Source organism: Bacillus sp. BHET2 (assembly GCF_005938125.1).
GTDB lineage: Bacteria > Bacillota > Bacilli > Bacillales > Bacillaceae_B > Rossellomorea.
The window spans coordinates 1,613,613-1,629,605 of the sequence record NZ_VCQN01000001.1; the positions used below are offsets into that span (position 1 = coordinate 1,613,613).

The following is a 15,993-nucleotide window of genomic DNA, read 5'->3' on the forward strand; positions in this document are numbered from 1 at the left end:
TTAAATCTACAGACTAAATATAAATAATAGAAAACATACTTTTTTCTAGTTTCTTTTTTAGTGGGTATAGGGTTATTCTATTGAATCTTCCCTGCCTGAGATATACTGAGGCACCGCACCACTTGGATATATATGCCCACCATTGAATTCTTCCTTGTGCATCAGGTATACTTTTATTAAAAACCACTTAAGGAGCATTATGAAAAAAATCAACTTTTTCTATATACTTACATCACTATTTTTCGGTATTGCGATTGTATCGGGGTTAATTCAGGAGAAAAATCTTCTTCTTTCTATTATAGACAGCTTGTTTATAATCGGGATTGCTTATGTAGCCATCGGGGCCCTCTTATATATTTTTCAAAAAGGATTCTTTAACGGCATCGTGTACGCTCTTAAGAGATTTCGTAGCAGTACGAAACAAGGGAAGTATATTTCTCAGTTCGATGATTTGGATGAAGCAAAGGAACCTCACGAAGAATACAATGTGCAGCGCTCTTATTCCATTACAAGATCCTTCCTTTTGGTCGGCAGTATAACCCTGGTTCTTTCTATATCAATGACTTATATTCTGTACACTTGAATTAAGAACTATTTTTTCATATAATAAAAATATATGAATTAAGAGTATTGGCGAGGATGAAGAGTAGTACTTTTCAGAATGAATCTAAGAGAACTTGTGGTGCTGAGAACAAGTATTCATCTGAAGAAGAATGGACTTCTGAGCTTTATTTGTGAAATAAAGTAGCATATAACGGGGTAACCTCACGTTAAAGGGGTTCCATGCACGTCATGGACTAAGCTGACTCATTGGAGTACTTAGGGTGGCACCGCGGAAGTGAACCCATTCGTCCCTATCTTTCATAGGACGGGTGGGTTTTTATTTTGTGTAAAACTAGGAGGAAATTAGATGAAGACAATTTTTAGTGGGATTCAGCCGAGTGGAACGATCACACTCGGTAATTACATAGGAGCGATGAAACAGTTCACCGAGCTGCAGGAAGAATATAATTGTTATTTCTGTGTGGTGGACCAGCATGCCATAACAGTGGCACAGGATAAAATGGAGCTGCGCAAAAATATCCGCAGTCTTGCAGCACTTTACATTGCTTGTGGAATCGATCCTGAGAAATCAACATTATTCATTCAATCGGAAGTTCCTGCCCATGCACAGGCAGGATGGATTCTGCAATGCGTCACCTATATTGGTGAACTTGAAAGAATGACGCAATTCAAGGATAAGTCACACGGGAAGGAAGCTGTTTCTGCCGGGTTATTAACCTATCCCCCATTAATGGCCGCAGACATCCTCCTGTATGATACTGATTTGGTCCCTGTTGGAGAAGATCAGAAGCAGCATTTGGAATTAACAAGAAATCTCGCTGAGCGTTTCAACAATAAATACAATGATATCTTTACCGTACCTGAGGTTCGCATTCCTAAAGTGGGAGCACGCGTAATGTCATTGCAGGATCCATTAAAGAAAATGAGTAAGTCCGATGTCAACCTGAAATCGTTTATTACATTGCTCGATGACCCGAAACAGATCGAAAAGAAAATCAAGAGCGCTGTAACGGACTCTGACGGCATCGTGAAATACGATAAAGAAAACAAACCAGGAGTCTCAAATCTCCTTTCGATCTATTCGATTCTTGAAGGAAGTACAATAGAAGAACTTGAACAAAAGTATGAGGACAAAGGATATGGTGACTTCAAAGGCGACTTGGCCCAAGTGGTTGTAACTGCCATTAAACCGGTACAGGACCGCTATTACGAGTTGATTAATTCTGTAGAATTAGATGATATCCTCGACCGGGGTGCTGAAAAGGCAAACTTTGCGGCAAACAAAATGTTAAAGAAAATGGAAAAGGCCATGGGATTGGGCCGAAAAGAGAGAAAAAGAAAATAATGATCGTACCCAGAGCTTCTGCAAATAAAGCTCTGGGCTTTTTTGTTTATGGAACAGACAAAAAAACCCCAAGCCCTTCAATGGCTCGAGGTTTCAACTTCTGTTAATTTACCTTAGGACGATTCTCCACTTCCCATAACTTTTCGAAGAATGGTTGTCCCTTAATGAGATTTTCACAGAGGGTTAAGTGCTTGTCTGACCAGCCGTATTGTGTTTCTTCGTATAGCATATGCCATATTTCTTCAAAGTCCATATCCTTGATGGTCCTGTATCGCTGCGGAGCCCATTCAGTGTACCAATAGCGAATTTCTGCTGTATTGTTTGAGCTGTGAAGTTGATCCAGTGCCATGAATAATAGCTGTTTCAACTGTCTTTCTTTCCTAGTCAGTCCGCTCATCATATAAGGACTTGGTGACAGGATATGATAGGAATCTCCCCTCTTAGTTGCAGGTTGTATGACATACTGTGTTGCTTCATGATTATCAACCATTTCATAAACGAGCTGTTCCTGTCTTGGTATGAGCCTGCTTTTTCTGATTGGAACTGTGTATCCGATTGTATCCACTGCAAGGATCCCGATACCATCTGTCACGATGAAGCAGTAATCAAGCTGAATGCGTTCATGGTTTTTACGTAAGTATGCTTTTTGATAAATATTACTAAGCAGTTGTTGAGGTAACTCTGATAAATCATTCTCGATGTAATGATACAGGACACTGTCCACTTTAATGAGAGGAACTTGATCTAATAATTCAATGACGTCCTCTTTTCTCCACTCGTGAAAATGACAAATATTGTAGCCATTTTCTTCTCCTTCGAACCAATTTACCCATACATCATGAAGATATAACATGATTGACCCCTCGCTTTGCTTCAATCTTATTTGTCAATCAGTATGGGCTAATCAGTGTAAATTTATTCCTATTATTCAAGGGTTTTATAGATAGTGATTATTTTTTCTACGGGGTATATAGATTGAGAGCGTAATAACGAAGAGTCCAATCAGGAATAAATAACATTCGATTCGGGTGGATACGAAGAGGATATAGTCTGTGAAACTCATTCCATTCGTAAGCAGGTTTAAATACATAATAAGGCTAACTCCTCCTGAGACAGCAAGTCCAAATCCTATAAATAGTCCAAACAATTGTACCACCATGCCTTCCGCCTCTATCCTTGCATTTAGATAGTGTAGCTCGTCCATCATGCATACTATAGTTTATGAGGGGAAAGGAAAGTTATGACGGCACAGAATGACCAATTTTCATAACCCGTTTCATCATGGCCTATTTGATTGCACCTATTCGTTCAAGATATAAACGATGAAGACGGTTTCCCTATCAGTCTTAAAGTTGATAAATCCTGTTTTTTCAGATGGTTTTGTACGAGTCTGAAGCCTGCAGCATATCCGAGCATAGTAGGATACGACTTCTGTCCAAGGAGCAAGTGATCATGAAGGGGGTTGCTGCGCTTCACATCTAAATTAGGCTGGATCCATTTTTCGTGATAGCCTGACATCTCTTTCTCTCCATATGTCTTGGTCCACGGGGCCATATATTTTTCTCCACAGTACTCTTTAACTGCATATTCAGCCAATCCTTCAAAGATTATAGAGTCCAGTAATGTGTACTGACTATCTTGTTTATTTAAAAGCTTCATCCTGACACAGTGATGATATTCATGGACGAACAAGGCTTCATATTCTTTTGTGTCTTGTTGATCGGTCACGAAAAAGAAGATTTCATTTTTAAAGCATACCCCTGATTTTTTCATTGACGATTGGAACATCCCCCTTTTTTCTTGAACAGGGAATAAATAAATCGGAACACTGGGACCGTTCCACTTACGCCTGTACTTTTTTTCATATAAAGAAAACCGTGCCCAAAGATTGTTCTCTTTCATTTTCTTATAAATATCCTCGGCATGTTGCACAGATCGGTACATGCCATGTTTCATTAGATATTCATAAAACGATTGTTGGTCGTCTTTGCCGTTAATCGTTTTCTTAAGCAATTCCAACGGCTTGTCAATCAAATCACCTAACCATTCATTAGTGGGAACAACGGTCATCTTCATCCCTCTTTTCCGGCTTTTTATTATGTATATGTATAGGTATGAGGATTCACAACAAAAAAAGCCTGCCAACTAATTGGCAGGCACGCATTAATGGTTAGTTTGAATACTTCTTGAATACGATGGTAGCATTATGACCACCGAAGCCTAGTGAATTACTCATGGCAACATTTACTTCTTGTTTTCTTGCTTCGTTGGCCACGTAGTCAAGATCACAATCTGGGTCCGGTGTTTCTATGTTAATGGTCGGTGGCAAAATACTGTCTTTCATGGCAAGCACAGTGAAGATTGCTTCCACCCCACCTGCTGCACCAAGAAGATGCCCAGTCATTGATTTCGTAGAGCTCATGGCTAAATTATAGGCATGTTCTCCAAATACCTCTTTCACAGCCATTGTTTCATATTTATCATTATACGGCGTACTTGTTCCATGGGCATTAATGTAGTCCATTTGATCTGGAAGAATTCCACCGTCATCAAGAGCCATCTTCATCGCTCTCGCACCACCTTCCCCTGCTGGTGCAGGAGCCGTGATATGATAAGCATCGCCCGTACAACCATATCCAACAATTTCAGCATAAATCGTCGCCCCGCGATTCAAAGCGTGCTCAAGTTCTTCAAGAACGACGACACCAGCACCTTCACCCATTACGAATCCATCTCGGTTGGCATCAAAAGGTCTCGACGCTTTTTCCGGATCTGCGTTAGTTGAAAGCGCAGTATTTGCACAGAAACCTGCTACTGACATTTTCGTGATCGGTGCCTCAGCTCCACCTGAAACCATTACATCGGCATCTCCTCGTTGAATGACCTTAAAAGCGTCACCAATCGAGTTGGTACCTGTCGCACATGCTGTGACTGTACAAGAATTGAAGCCTTTAGCCCCAAGCATAATGGAAACTTGTCCCGCTGCCATATCCGGTATGATCATCGGAACGAAGAAAGGACTCACACGGCGGTATCCACGTTTTTGGAATGTTTCATACTGTTGTTCGAAGGTTTCCATGCCACCAATTCCAGACCCGATCCATACACCGACGCGATGAGCGATTTCATCTGTAATGTCAAGCTTTGAGTCTTTTACAGCCATTAATGATGCCGCTATTGCGTAATGAGTGAAGCGGTCCATTTTTCTGGCTTCTTTTCGTTCGACTCCAAAATCCTCGATATTAAAGTCTTTTAATTCTGCCGCTACCTTCGCTGGGTACTCGTCAGCGTTTAATCGTGTTAAAGGTCCCACACCTGTATTCCCTGCCAAAATATTCGACCATGTCGATTCAACGTCATTACCTAAAGGTGTTACACTGCCTAATCCTGTTACCACTACTCGCTTCTTATTCATTCAATCCATCTCCTTTATCTGCCAGTTATATGTGAAGTATTTTTATTATTTACCCCAGCGCATGATAATAGCGCCCCATGTCAAACCGCCACCGAATCCTACCATGACGACTACATCGTTCTCTTTCACTCTTCCGGCTTCCAAATCTTCCACAAGGGAGACAGGGATGGAAGCTGCTGAAGTATTTCCATATTTGTTAACGGTTTTAGACATTTTCTCCACCGGCAATTCTAATCTCTGTCTTGCTGCCTCCATAATGCGGATATTGGCCTGGTGAGGAATTAAGAAATCCACGTCTTCTTTGCTGAGACCTGCCTTTTCGATGACATTTATACTTGATTCACCCATTTGACGAACCGCGAACTTAAATACTTCACGTCCATTCATGATCAGTTTCTCTTCCTGGTATAAGTGCTTTGCTCCAGAACCATCAGATCCGAGTTCGAAGGCAAGAATCCCTTTACCATCTGGAACCTGCCCCATAACCGCCGCTCCGGCTGCGTCCCCGAATAGAACGGCAGTATTTCGATCTTCCCAGTCTGTAATCTTGGATAATTTCTCAACCCCTACAACGAGTACATTCTTATATACTCCATTATCAATGAACTGCTTTGCCGTGATCATACCATACATAAATCCTGCACATGCAGCACTGACATCCATTGCAGCAGCCTTTTTCGCTCCTAAGCGTTCTTGTAGCAAGCATGCTACAGATGGGAAAGGGTAATCCGGCGTGACCGTTGCTACCATTATTAAATCGATGTCTTCAGGCTTAATATTCGCATCAGAGATTGCCTTTTGGGCCGCTTCGAACGCCATATCAGAGGTATTTGTTTCATTATTTGCTATCCTTCTCTCTTCAATGCCTGTTCTTGTACGAATCCATTCATCCGTAGTATCCACCATTTTCTCAAGGTCAGCGTTTGTTAAGATCGTTTCAGGAAGATAACGTCCAATTCCAATAATACCTGTATTCATCGTAGCATTCCCTACTTTCTTTTATATTTTTTTCAAATCTATATAGTTTATTATCAATTATTATGACTTGGTACTAATTTTATCGAAGATTTCTACATTCTGCAATTATTTTTTACTTCTTCCTTTCTTCTACACGTTTGACCATACTCGTACAACCCTTCCATACATAAGGTATGTAGTAGGGTGAGGGGGTGAGAAAGTGTCTGAAGAAAAGAAGCAACATCCATTCGACCAAATGATGTATGGAGAAAAAAACAGAAAAAAAGAACATTCTCCTTCTCAAGAAGAACATGAGGAAGGTTCAGATGGAGGATCATTTCTCGATAGTGTACATTCCATTATGAATTCCATTGATGATTTGAAACCACTTTATAAAAAAATAAGCCCCTTTTTAAACCAAGGGAAAAGTAAATAGGTTTTGGATAGAATCAATTGAAACAAAGTCGTTTGAAAAAACAATAAAAAAACGGTTCATTGAAAATCAATGAACCGTTTTTTCTTCACTTACTCTTTATGTAAGGCATCCTGTTTCCCTAATTCATATGCTTCACCCATGACTTGAGTAAACAAAGTCATAAATGGCTGTAGCATTTCAGGTGAGAACTCTACTCCTGCTTGGTCAAGCTGTTCCTTTGCTTGCGGGAAGTACTTCATTGCGATCTGCATAAATTCCATTGTCTTGTCCTGATTCATTGCTTCGACTCCTGTCCATTTGGTAATTTTCCTGTTTCGATGTAGTGCTTAACATGTTTCTTCATTTCAGCTTGGAATTCTTCAGGAATGAGAGGACTGTATTTCCCCATCGATATGACGCCATCTTCGAAATCAAATTCCAGATTACCGTCCTCCAGTTCTCCGTTGGCGAACCTCTCCGCCACTAGCCCATACAACTTATCGGCATGTTGCACAGTGCTGGTTAAGACGGTTGATTCCCCGAGATCCGATTGATCAGAGACATATCCAATAGCATAAAGTCCCTTTTCCTTCAGCTTTTCGATTACAGCTACATTATAGCCATCACCTGCAGGATACACAACATCCACACCCCGCTGAATTAAATCATCTAATTTTATAAGCGCGATGTCTTGATCGTCCCAGTGATTGGTATACTCTATCATTAATTCAATATCACTGTTTTGGTAGTGTGCCCCATCGATATAACCTTGAACTTCGGGCTGCCAGTCAAACGCAGCAATGACGCCTATTTTATTCGTATTAGACTGATTGGCCGCGGTCATCCCCCCGAAGAATCCCATAGCATATCCTTTAAATTGCAAACTGGTGGTATTTTTCTCTGTTGCCTCCCCATTGAAACTTACAAAGTGAATGCCTGGGTATTCTCTTGAGAAACTATTAAAGACTTCAGCATACTCACTACCGTGACCGAATAACAATTCTACCCCCTCATCATTATACTCTTCTATTGCGTGCTTAATTGATGTATCACTCTTCATACTCTCTTTATAAAAGACGTCTGCATGATAATCCGATTGAATTTCCAATAATCCTTTATATCCTTTTGTTCCCCATACGCCATCATTTATCGTTTCTGGAACAAGTAAACCAACCTTTTCTATATGTGCGCTATTTCCCGATGAACAACCACTTAGTCCAATCATGATGACTATCAAGAAAATCGTGAATAATTTCTTTCTCATGTGCAGCAACTCCTTTAAAGACCGTGCAGCAATTATAAAAAGTATAATAGAAAATTATTACATCATCCCTATTTTACCCTCTTCTGCATCCTCATGAAAAGAGAAATTTTTTCATTCGCGCATTTCAAGCATTCGTATTCCTTTTAATTGCTGTTCGATAATGTACTGGTGCGACTTGGAAGGCTTGACGATAAGCTCTTTTCCAACAGACTGTGAATCCTTGTGTTCCCGTTCAGGAGAAAGGGATTTTTCTGTTACATAGGATAATGCTTCATTCCAGCTTTTGGCCGAGAGAGGTTTTAACGTGAAGGATTCATTTTTTGAAGCTTGGGAAATGATCACATTTGCCGCATCCTTCACATAGATTGCACCACTCGGGTCATCCACATATGAGGCCTCACCTTTTCCCCCCATTAACAGTTGAGCGAACAAAAATTCCTCAGGCTGATGGATTCCGTATAAAGTAGGAAGGTAAAACGCTGAGCCATCCTCAGATTGACTTCGATTCCCATTCGGATAAATCCGAATTATATGGGGGGGTTGTTCAAGTTTTGAAGCAATAGCTTCCACTTCTTCCAAATAACTCACTGTGTTTTCTCTTACCTGGTCATAGTATGGAAGGAACACGTTGCAATCTTCATGCATATTCTTATCCCACTGGTCATATGGAATGTATTGAAGGTTTGCGTTCCTTCCAATTTCTAGCCATTTATCTTTCACTTCTGTGTCTATATCAATTGCTGTAACCGTCCATCCTTTTTCCAAAAGTGCGTCACAAAGTTCAAATCCTAAAAACTGTTGGGCAGCAAATACGAACGCATGATTCAAATCAATCACTCCAATTTATTTATTATAACTCTTTCTCATGTAAGGAAAAGTAAGAAGCAAACTTCACACCAAGAGATCCACGCTTTTCAGGTAGTACAAAGAATAGATCTGTCGATGTTCCATTTTGTAAACGCTCCGTATATATATCTTTTATGAGAGTGAACTGATTTTTATAACGGTTTAGAGTAGTTGGTTGAACAATATATAGGGGAATGGAAATGGTTTTGAATACTTCATAGTCCAGAGATTGTCGGGAAATGAATGTCTCACATTCTTCTTCCCTTACTCCAAGCGTCTGAGATAATTCTTTTATCACTTTCTTATAAAAGAATTTCTGTTCCCTCTCTTGTTCAAGATGGTCATATATTGATACGCATGGTGCGAACATGACTGCACTCCTTATATCTTGTTCCATTTTAGGATACAGATTTTTCAACACTAGCGCTCCCATTCCTTCTGCCAGTATATGAATCTTCCCATTGATGATTTCATTTCGCTTTACATGCTGATAAAGCCGTTTGGCCAGTTGAACAGCCTTATTGCTCCCCCAATTCGCCCCGTAGAGATTACTATAATACACAATATACCCTTTGAACGTCAGGTCCTGAATCCACTTGTGACGTGCCTCGTGCTGAATCCAAAAGCTGCTCTTATTATCTACATAGTGATGAGAGTCCCCAATAATCATGACAGCGAACCCGTTTGGACGTTCAGGATAATGAACCATGCACCACTCTTGCTCTAATTGAAACAATCGCTGATACATTTGAATTTCTCCTTTTACATAGTAAGTCATTATAGTTTATGTAAGGAGACAACTTTGGTAAGGAAGAAAGCCCAATCATGCATGCATATTTATGAATAATTGGATGTTCCCTTCGAATTCATCAGTGATGATACGAAAATGATAAGGTTTACATTTCACAGATTAGTCATTTATTAATTGATTGAGCTGTGGTAAAATAAAAAAGATTGAAATTGGTTACAACCTGCTAATTTAGTTGATTACATAGGAATGAGGTGCCTTGCCGTGAGATTTTTTTGGATGTTTTTCTGGGCTTTTGCTCTGAGTGAAATGTTAACTTACGTTGTAAGCTCTATGAATGGACTTGAATTCCATTTTCAAACAGGATTGATACTATCCGTTTGTGTAACAGTATTAGTGTTTCTTATCACACTTGTTATTCCCAACGAGCCAGTTGAAAAGCACTAAAAAAAGCAGCCAGATGCGGCTGCTTTTTTAATTATTCAATTGTTAATCCATTTTCCCCGGCATCGATGGTGATGGTTTGATTAGGCTTGATGTTACCGGCAATTAATTCCCGTGCAAGTTTCGTCTCGATTTCTCTCTGGAGGTACCTCTTTAATGGCCTTGCACCATATACTGGATCATATGCTGATTGGGCAATGAATTCTTTCGCTGCTTCTGTGAGGGACAGGTTGATCTGTTGATCGGCTACCCGTTGTTGTAAGTCTTCTATGAGCTTATCAATGATTACCTTTATATTTTGAATGGTTAATGGTTTAAAGAGAATAATATCATCCACCCTATTAAGAAACTCTGGTCGAAACGAGGAACGCAGCTGCCCCATCACCAGATTCTTCGTGTCATCGTCAATCTCTCCTTCCCCTTTATTCCGTTCCAGTAAATGAGAGGACCCAATATTGGATGTCATGATGATCACTGTGTTTTTGCAATCAATGGTTCTACCTTGCGAGTCGGTGATCCGCCCATCGTCAAGCATTTGCAAAAGGATGTTGAAGACTTCGGGATGGGCCTTTTCTATTTCATCCAATAATAGGACTGAATACGGTTTTCGCCTGATTGCTTCTGTCAGCTGACCGCCTTCTTCGTACCCTACATATCCTGGTGGTGCACCAATCAAGCGGGATACAGCATGCTTTTCCATGTACTCAGACATATCTATTCGTATCATCTGGTCCTCACTATCAAATAGGGTTTGGGCGAGTGTCTTTGCAAGCTCTGTTTTCCCTACTCCTGTTGGCCCTAAGAATATAAATGAACCAATTGGCCTGTTTGGATCCTTGATCCCTGCCCTCGCACGAATAACCGCATCGCTCACTAATTGAACAGCCTCATCCTGACCAATCACCCGTTCATGAAGGATCCAATCAAGCTTTAATAGCTTTTCTCTTTCCCCTTCTACAAGCTTGGTCACAGGTATACCGGTCCATCTGGCTACAATATTAGCGACTTCTTCTTCCGTCACTTCTTCCCGCAGCAGACGCCCTTCTTGCCCCTTCATCATGTCCTTTTCAACTGATTCCAGCTCTTTTTCCATCGCTGGAATCCGGCCATGTCTTAGCTCAGCCGCTTTATTGAGATCATAATTGCTCTCTGCTTCTTCTAACAGACGTCGCAATTTTTCCAGTTCTTCCCTCTTCCCCTGAACGATTCCTATGCTTTCTTTTTCCTGCTGCCACTTTAACTTCATCGCATTGGCCTTTTCCTTCAGATTACTTAAATCTTCACGGATGCGTTCGAGTCTCTCGAGACTGGCAGGATCTTTTTCCTTATTTAATGCGGCTTCCTCAATTTCAAGCTGCATCACTTTACGAGTCACTTCGTCCAGTTCAGACGGCATAGAGTCAATTTCTGTGCGGATCATAGCACACGCTTCATCGATCAAGTCAATAGCTTTGTCCGGGAGGAAGCGGTCTGAAATATAGCGATCAGACAATCTTGATGCCGCAACAATGGACCGATCATGAATATTGACGCCATGATGGATTTCAAATCGTTCTTTTAACCCTCTCAAGATGGATATCGTATCTTCCACATTCGGCTCCTGTACGAGCACCTGTTGAAAGCGTCGTTCAAGTGCAGGATCCTTTTCGATATACTTTCGATATTCGTTTAGAGTTGTAGCCCCAATACAATGGAGCTCCCCTCTTGCAAGCATCGGTTTCAGGATATTTCCTGCATCCATGGCTCCCTCTGTTTTACCTGCACCAACAATCGTATGGAGCTCATCAATGAATAGAAGAATCCGACCTTCACTTTTCTTCACTTCTTGTAATACAGCCTTTAAGCGTTCCTCAAACTCCCCCCTGAACTTTGCACCAGCAACCAATGAGCTCATATCCAATTCAAAAATGGTTTTATCCTTTAATCCTTCCGGAACATCTTTTCTGACGATCCGCTGTGCGAGCCCTTCAACGATAGCCGTCTTCCCTACACCAGGCTCACCGATTAAGACAGGGTTATTTTTCGTTTTACGGGAAAGGATCCGAATGACATGGCGAATTTCACTATCTCTTCCGATAACAGGATCAATTCTTCCTGATTTGACATCAGCTACAAGATCCCTGCCATATTTTTTTAATGCTTCATATTTCACTTCCGGGTTTTGTGTTGTCACTTTACTCCCTCCTCTTATCTCTTCAATAATGACTAATACGTCCTTTTCTGTTACTTTATGTTTTGATAAGTAAGTGTTAATCTTGTGATTCTTTTGCTTCCATAACGAAATGGCGAGATGTTCAATCGAGATGTAATCATCTTCCCAGTTGTTCTTTAGGTGATCGCTGTCTTGAAAGAGCTGATGAATATCCCTGGAGAGAAACTGTCCATATTGGATACCCTCCCCCTCTACGACAGGAATCTCGTTTAATCTGTCTTCTATCCACTTCATCAAGTCCTCCAGGTTGATCCCTGCTCGTTCATAAATCCTGCCGAGGAAGCTGTCTCCTGAACTAAGAAGCGACTTCCATAAGTGTAGAATGCTAATATCTGTATGTAGTTTTTCCTTGGCGATTTGACCTGAAGAAGCCAAAGCTTCTTGAATGCCATGAGTCATAGTATCGATATTCATTACGTTCCACCTCACTCCTTGACCTTTATTGACCTTTTCATTTATTATATCCCTATCTATAGAAAAGGAAAAGAAAAAAGGAACAAGGATCCTTCACAGAAGACAAATGGCTTGTCCTGACCGGATCCTTGCCCCCTAGGGAGTTAAGGCTTTCGCGTATAGGTCCAAAGACGATTATGATTAGAGTTTTCAGGAAACCGGTCCCCTGCATTCAACCGAAGTTTTTGTGGGTTTTTCACCATGCTGCCTGTTTCACCAATTTCGATATATTCTCCATTATTAGGTGCCTTATCTCCAGCTCTGAATTGTCGCGATTGTCCCATAGTTACTCCTCCTTTTCGAAGCAATGCTTCCTTCTTATTTTTCTACAAGAGGGAGCTTTCATGCATACCAGATGAAGGATAAATATAATAAACAAGTTACGGTTCGGTTAACATTCTGAAAAAGGCTTTACAGTCTTTCCCTTTATGGTGTTAAATTAAAAAATGTGGAGAAAAAAAGCTTGGAGGATACACAATGGATTTTTATCTGATTATGAAATATTTGTTTTTAGGGATTTTTCAAGGGTTTACTGAACCAATCCCGATCTCATCCAGTGGCCATCTGCTGCTTGCTCAGCATTTCCTTGGAATCGATGATGCAACATTAACATTTGAAATGCTGGTCAATACCGCTTCATTACTTGCTGTACTTATCATTTATCGTGAAGACATCATGCGTCTGATCGTGAATGGATTCGGCTATTTCAAGCATAAAACACCTGAAACGAAACGTGACTTTCATTTCATTGTATACTTACTCATCGGTACCATACCTGCTGGGGTTATTGGTGTATTATTCGGTGATGTGATTGAAGAACACCTGACTTCTGTAGTCACTGTAGGAATTACACTTATTATCACAGGTGTTGCCCTCTGGCTGATCCGTAACCTTAGAGGGAGAAAAAATGACGGAGACTTAAATGTAAAAGACGCTATCATCATCGGTCTCGCACAGGCGGTTGCCCTCATCCCAGGAATTAGTCGTTCAGGTGCAACGATTGTTGCCGCTATGGCAAGTGGAATGAAAGCTGAAACAGCACTGCGCTTCTCATTTCTTCTTTATATACCTGTAAGTGTCGGTGTCATGGTATTTGGAATTAGCGACCTGATGAACGATCCAGATTTAGCTTCGAGGGCCATTCCTTATCTTGTTGCATTCATTGCATCACTGATCGCTTCTTACTTCTCTTTGAAGTGGTTCATGAATATTATGGCAAAAGGGAACTTGAAATACTTTGCGATTTACTGTGTCGTGGCTGGAGCTGCTGTCCTGATTTTCGCGTAAATTTCTCTTCTATCTCTCAGGTCCCTTTGCTAAGCTTGAATAAATAAACATTTTGATGGAAATGATGTGATCTCATGAGTGAAATAACCGAAGTTCCTTTCGAGATTAGACAATTATTTATAAATTGGGAGTCATTGAAACACGTGAACAAAGGAAGCTTTTTGTTTCAAGAGGGAAAAACTGCTCACGAGTTATATTTAATCAAAAGCGGACGTGTTCAAATTAGCAAAGTGATTCCAGATGGACGTGAACTTTCACTTCGCGTATGTTCAAGTGATGATGTCATTGGCGAATTGACTCTATTCAGCAAAGAGGCTTACTACATGCTTAGTGCTAAGATCCTTGAAGAAGCGGAAATATACGTAATACCGAAAGCTGTTTTCGAAGAAAGATTGTCAAAAGACAGTGATCTTACGATTAAATGGTTGAAATGGATTCAACTTCAAAATCAACAAAACCAAACGAAATTTCGCGATCTCATCCTTCATGGAAAAAAAGGAGCCCTGTACTCTACCCTGATCCGTTTGACCAATAGTTATGGCAAAATCGTCGATAGAGGAATCCTGATTGATTTGCCTTTAACCAATCAGGAATTGGCCAATTTTTGCGGAACGTCCCGGGAAGTCGTGAACCGGTTATTGAGTGGACTGAAGAAAGAAAATGTTCTGGTATGGGAAAAAGGCTACATTACGATTTTTGATTTGATCTTCCTAAAAGAAGCCATTGATTGTGAAAATTGTCCTGTTTCAATTTGTAGGATTGATTAAGATAAAAGCTGAGAGCACCATCAGTTTACCCACGCTATAAAAAATCCCCTGAGGCTACTTTCTCCTCAGGGGGTTTTTTATATGCGCATTAGGAATTATCTTATCCCTAATGCGATTTTCGCATAGCGTGACATATTATCTTTGCTCCAAGGTGGATTCCATACGATATCCACTTCTGTTTCTTTGACTTCTGGAATATCACCTAAAGCTGTTTTCACCTGTTCGACAATCGTACCGGCAAGTGGGCACCCCATTGAAGTCAGGGTCATGGTTACTTTCGCTTGTCCTTCTTCGTCTAAATCCACGTCATATACTAAACCTAAATTCACAATGTCTATGCCTAATTCAGGGTCTACAACCTGTTCTAATGCACCCATCAAATTATCTTTAAGATCTTGATCCATGCTATCACTCCTTTACTTTCTAGGCTTGTTTCTCTCTATATTCATTACTCATCTTAACAAATAAACGTGTATAAAACAAAAGGTTAGGCTGTTAAATGCTTCTCAAACCATTCGACCAGTCCTAACACGGCGTCCCTGGATACTTTATGATCTGCTTTTTCATCTTCAATGAAGAGAAGTTTGTCTTTATGCTCTTCATAATAAGGCAAAATACTTTCATAGAATTCTCGGGTCAGGTTGAATGGTACAACTTTATCCCGTTTTCCGTGCCAAAACATAAGCGGCCTGCCTGCGAGTTTTTCAGGTTGAAGACTTAGATCATAATGAGACAATTCATATAACATACTCTTGATTTCTTCTTTGCTGAATGAAATATCATACCCCAATGCTTCCACCTGTTCCAACTGGGCTTGAGCAAATTTCACGTATGTAGGATTTCCCATCAACGAAACAGCCGAAGAAATCCATTGATATTGCGTCAGTGCTCCCAATGTGATGATACCGCCCATAGAGGTACCCGCAACGCCAATTCCATTAGGTACTACTAAGCCTTTTTCTTCAAAATGCTCTTTTAGTATCGGTAATTCATGAATGGTGTGTAAGACGATTTTCCAGAAGACTTCGCCTAATTGATGCTCTGATTTTCCCGTCGATCGTTCTCCATGCTCCAGGGCATCTGGAAGAATGACTCTAAATCCCTTTTCAGCGAGATAGTAGGCATAGTGTAGATTATGTTCTTTCGCACTCGTGAAGCCATGAATGAAAAAGCAAAGGGGTACCTTCTTATCTATATTCTCTTCCTTCACTAAATGTAAAAATGGAATGGTTTGAATAGTTGATTTATCAACAAGAATCATATATGTTCTCTCCTT

General features: G+C 40.5%; 19 protein-coding genes and 1 other annotated feature. Of the genes, 6 read left to right on the plus strand and 13 right to left on the minus strand.

Translation table 11 applies throughout. The features are described 5' to 3' along the window. Positions 1–199: 199 nt before the first annotated feature. Positions 200–583 carry a DUF3899 domain-containing protein gene (locus FGG79_RS08225; RefSeq protein WP_138777221.1) on the plus strand — a complete coding sequence of 128 codons (384 nt, stop codon included), beginning with the start codon at positions 200–202 and terminating at the stop codon, positions 581–583. 44 nt (positions 584–627) lie between these two features. Next, positions 628–859 (plus strand) — a binding site (T-box leader). Between the two features lie 51 nt (positions 860–910). After that, positions 911–1,909, plus strand: a complete 999-nt coding sequence (gene trpS / locus FGG79_RS08230) for a tryptophan--tRNA ligase (RefSeq protein ID WP_138777222.1) — start codon at positions 911–913, stop codon at positions 1,907–1,909. A gap of 103 nt (positions 1,910–2,012) precedes the next feature. On the opposite strand, the gene FGG79_RS08235 is transcribed toward trpS, so the two are convergent. From FGG79_RS08235 to FGG79_RS08255, 5 genes are all read right to left on the minus strand, one after another. Next, the gene (locus FGG79_RS08235) at positions 2,013–2,762 is read right to left on the minus strand and encodes a YjbA family protein (RefSeq protein WP_138777223.1); all 750 of its coding nucleotides are present in this window, start codon (positions 2,760–2,762) and stop codon (positions 2,013–2,015) included. Positions 2,763–2,846: 84 nt separating this feature from the next. Continuing rightward, positions 2,847–3,116 carry a YuzI family membrane protein gene (locus FGG79_RS22415; RefSeq protein ID WP_481747258.1) on the minus strand — a complete coding sequence of 90 codons (270 nt, stop codon included), beginning with the start codon at positions 3,114–3,116 and terminating at the stop codon, positions 2,847–2,849. A 101-nt stretch (positions 3,117–3,217) separates the two neighbouring features. After that, complete coding sequence (locus tag FGG79_RS08245; RefSeq protein ID WP_171050839.1) at positions 3,218–3,979, minus strand: DUF2268 domain-containing putative Zn-dependent protease; 762 nt, start codon at positions 3,977–3,979, stop codon at positions 3,218–3,220. A gap of 100 nt (positions 3,980–4,079) precedes the next feature. Next, positions 4,080–5,324, minus strand: a complete 1,245-nt coding sequence (gene fabF / locus FGG79_RS08250) for a beta-ketoacyl-ACP synthase II (protein ID WP_138777226.1) — start codon at positions 5,322–5,324, stop codon at positions 4,080–4,082. A 45-nt stretch (positions 5,325–5,369) separates the two neighbouring features. Next, positions 5,370–6,302, minus strand: coding sequence for a beta-ketoacyl-ACP synthase III (locus tag FGG79_RS08255; RefSeq protein ID WP_138777227.1), 933 nt, complete (start codon positions 6,300–6,302; stop codon positions 5,370–5,372). Positions 6,303–6,501: 199 nt separating this feature from the next. On the opposite strand from FGG79_RS08255, the gene FGG79_RS08260 reads away from it, so the two are divergent. Beyond that, complete coding sequence (locus FGG79_RS08260; protein ID WP_138777228.1) at positions 6,502–6,717, plus strand: hypothetical protein; 216 nt, start codon at positions 6,502–6,504, stop codon at positions 6,715–6,717. An 89-nt stretch (positions 6,718–6,806) separates the two neighbouring features. Here FGG79_RS08260 and FGG79_RS08265 read toward each other — a convergent pair whose 3' ends face one another. The 4 genes from FGG79_RS08265 to FGG79_RS08280 form a co-directional block, all read right to left on the minus strand. Beyond that, positions 6,807–6,995, minus strand: coding sequence for a ComZ family protein (locus FGG79_RS08265; protein ID WP_138777229.1), 189 nt, complete (start codon positions 6,993–6,995; stop codon positions 6,807–6,809). After that, positions 6,992–7,960 carry a BMP family ABC transporter substrate-binding protein gene (locus tag FGG79_RS08270; RefSeq protein ID WP_138777230.1) on the minus strand — a complete coding sequence of 323 codons (969 nt, stop codon included), beginning with the start codon at positions 7,958–7,960 and terminating at the stop codon, positions 6,992–6,994. The genes FGG79_RS08265 and FGG79_RS08270 overlap by 4 nt, the downstream gene beginning before the upstream one ends. A 111-nt stretch (positions 7,961–8,071) precedes the next feature. Next, positions 8,072–8,788, minus strand: a complete 717-nt coding sequence (locus tag FGG79_RS08275) for a hypothetical protein (RefSeq protein ID WP_138777231.1) — start codon at positions 8,786–8,788, stop codon at positions 8,072–8,074. Between the two features lie 22 nt (positions 8,789–8,810). After that, complete coding sequence (locus FGG79_RS08280; protein WP_138777232.1) at positions 8,811–9,554, minus strand: hydrolase; 744 nt, start codon at positions 9,552–9,554, stop codon at positions 8,811–8,813. Between the two features lie 279 nt (positions 9,555–9,833). On the opposite strand from FGG79_RS08280, the gene FGG79_RS08285 reads away from it, so the two are divergent. Further along, positions 9,834–10,001, plus strand: a complete 168-nt coding sequence (locus tag FGG79_RS08285) for a YjzD family protein (protein WP_481747271.1) — start codon at positions 9,834–9,836, stop codon at positions 9,999–10,001. 31 nt (positions 10,002–10,032) lie between these two features. Here the strand turns inward: FGG79_RS08285 and clpB are convergent, their stop codons facing one another. Together clpB and FGG79_RS08295 are read right to left on the minus strand one after the other, a co-directional pair. Beyond that, positions 10,033–12,624 (minus strand): ATP-dependent chaperone ClpB, encoded by a 2,592-nt coding sequence (gene clpB / locus FGG79_RS08290; protein ID WP_138777234.1) that lies wholly within the window; start codon positions 12,622–12,624, stop codon positions 10,033–10,035. 143 nt (positions 12,625–12,767) lie between these two features. After that, positions 12,768–12,947: a YjzC family protein gene (locus FGG79_RS08295; protein ID WP_138777235.1), complete on the minus strand. Its 180-nt coding sequence runs from the start codon at positions 12,945–12,947 to the stop codon at positions 12,768–12,770. Between the two features lie 193 nt (positions 12,948–13,140). On the opposite strand from FGG79_RS08295, the gene FGG79_RS08300 reads away from it, so the two are divergent. Together FGG79_RS08300 and FGG79_RS08305 are read left to right on the plus strand one after the other, a co-directional pair. Then, complete coding sequence (locus FGG79_RS08300) at positions 13,141–13,950, plus strand: undecaprenyl-diphosphate phosphatase (protein WP_138777236.1); 810 nt, start codon at positions 13,141–13,143, stop codon at positions 13,948–13,950. Positions 13,951–14,024: 74 nt separating this feature from the next. Beyond that, the gene (locus tag FGG79_RS08305) at positions 14,025–14,717 is read left to right on the plus strand and encodes a Crp/Fnr family transcriptional regulator (RefSeq protein ID WP_138777237.1); all 693 of its coding nucleotides are present in this window, start codon (positions 14,025–14,027) and stop codon (positions 14,715–14,717) included. Between the two features lie 95 nt (positions 14,718–14,812). On the opposite strand, the gene FGG79_RS08310 is transcribed toward FGG79_RS08305, so the two are convergent. Both FGG79_RS08310 and FGG79_RS08315 read right to left on the minus strand, forming a co-directional pair. After that, on the minus strand, positions 14,813–15,121 hold the full coding sequence (locus FGG79_RS08310) for a metal-sulfur cluster assembly factor (protein WP_138777238.1): 309 nt from the start codon (positions 15,119–15,121) through the stop codon (positions 14,813–14,815). 83 nt (positions 15,122–15,204) lie between these two features. Beyond that, complete coding sequence (locus FGG79_RS08315; protein ID WP_138777239.1) at positions 15,205–15,978, minus strand: prolyl oligopeptidase family serine peptidase; 774 nt, start codon at positions 15,976–15,978, stop codon at positions 15,205–15,207. Between the last annotated feature and the right edge of the window lie 15 nt (positions 15,979–15,993).